At 67.3% G+C, this 1,512-nt stretch carries 1 protein-coding gene; it reads right to left on the bottom strand.

Features of this window, described 5'->3' with window-relative positions; all coding sequences use genetic code 11:
• Positions 1–33: 33 nt before the first annotated feature.
• The gene (locus EFE23_RS27790; protein WP_123243815.1) at positions 34–1,389 is read right to left on the bottom strand and encodes an IS4 family transposase; all 1,356 of its coding nucleotides are present in this window, start codon (positions 1,387–1,389) and stop codon (positions 34–36) included.
• Between the last annotated feature and the right edge of the window lie 123 nt (positions 1,390–1,512).

Below are 1,512 nucleotides of genomic sequence, written 5' to 3' on the forward strand. Positions count from 1 at the left end.
CAACGCCGTTCAGTTAGGGCGGTGGCTGGTTCGTCAAGGGTCGTTGGTGATGACGTCGATGCTGGTGGTGGCCTTGTAGGTGCGGCGGTCGATGTGGGGTCCGCGGGCCTGGTACTTGGAGTTTGAGCGTTTGATCATGCGGGCCTTGATGCGGATGCGGCGGTCGGGCAGCAGGTTCGCCAGGACGTGTTCGCCGATGACGCCGACCAGGTCGATGACGGTGTCGGCGATGATGCCGGCGGCGTGCACGACTTGGTCGCGGGCGGTGTTGAGGGCGGTGGTGAAGCTGGCCCGGTCCGGGTCGAGACCGGGTCGGCTGTCGGTAGCGTCGACCATGGCGGTGCGTAACAGTTGGTAGACGATCAGGAGGGCGTGGACCTCCTGATCGACACCATCTGGGGTGCGGGCTCGTAGGACCCGGCCGCCGAGGATGGTGGACTTGAGTTCGAGGTAGGCGGTCTCGATTTCCCACCGCTGGTGGTAGAGGCGGACCATGTCGGCGGCCGGGTAGCGGCGTGGGTCGAGCAGGGTGGTGATCAGCCGGTAGTCGCCGGTGTGGCTGCCGCTTGTGGTGGTGATGCTGATCCGGGCGTCGATGATCCGTACCGGCAGGTTGCCGATGACCGACAGCCAGGATCCGTCGGGACAGCGGCGGATCAGCGGGAGTCTGCGGCCGGTCTTGCAGCGGATCAGCAGGTCGGCACCGGTTGCGGCGAACGCGGCGACCAGATCGGCGGCGGCGTAGTTGCGGTCGGCCAGTAGCAGCATCCCGGCGCGTAGGCTGCGGGCCAGCCGTTGGGCCTGAGCGATCTCGCCGGTGGTGATCGGGTCGAACACGGCGTCGAGCACTGAGCGGGTGCCGCAGGCCAGCAGCGCGCTCAACCGCAGGCTCGGGTAGCCGGAGCCGCCGTGGTTGCCGCGTTGTTTGACGTAACGACGAAGGTTGGCTGCCGAATCTGCGACGGCGAGCACGGTGCCGTCGATGACAACCGGCAGCAGACCCCGCCACCGCACCTGAGCGATGGCACCGGTGGCCGCTGGGCCACGGAGTAGGTCGAACAAGGCCCGCAGCGGGGACGGGCCGAGTCGTTGCCGGGCCTGCCGCAAGGCGCTTGCGCTGGGATCGCGGACCGACAGCCCGCGTAGGCCGGCGACGAGTTTCGCCCACACCTGCCGGTAGCCGAGATCGGCGAACAGGCAACCGGCCAGCAGCAGGTACACCACGACCCGGGCCGGCAACAACCGGACCCGTTTCTGCGTACACCGGGTCGCGGCCAGGACGTCATCGACCATCTCGAACGGCACGAGGCGGGTCAGCTCACCGAGGTGACCCGCCGCGAACGGCCCGGCAGCTACCGTGACCGTACGGGTTATGGCAATCTGATCCACCGAGCGGGGTTCCTGGTTCGGGTTGTCTTGGAGTGACAAACCTTGATACCGGAACCCCGCTTCTCACTACCCGATCAACACACCCCTTGACCAACCACGCCCACGCCTAACTGAACGGCGTTG

The organism is Micromonospora solifontis (assembly GCF_003725545.1).
Classification (GTDB): domain Bacteria; phylum Actinomycetota; class Actinomycetes; order Mycobacteriales; family Micromonosporaceae; genus Micromonospora; species Micromonospora solifontis.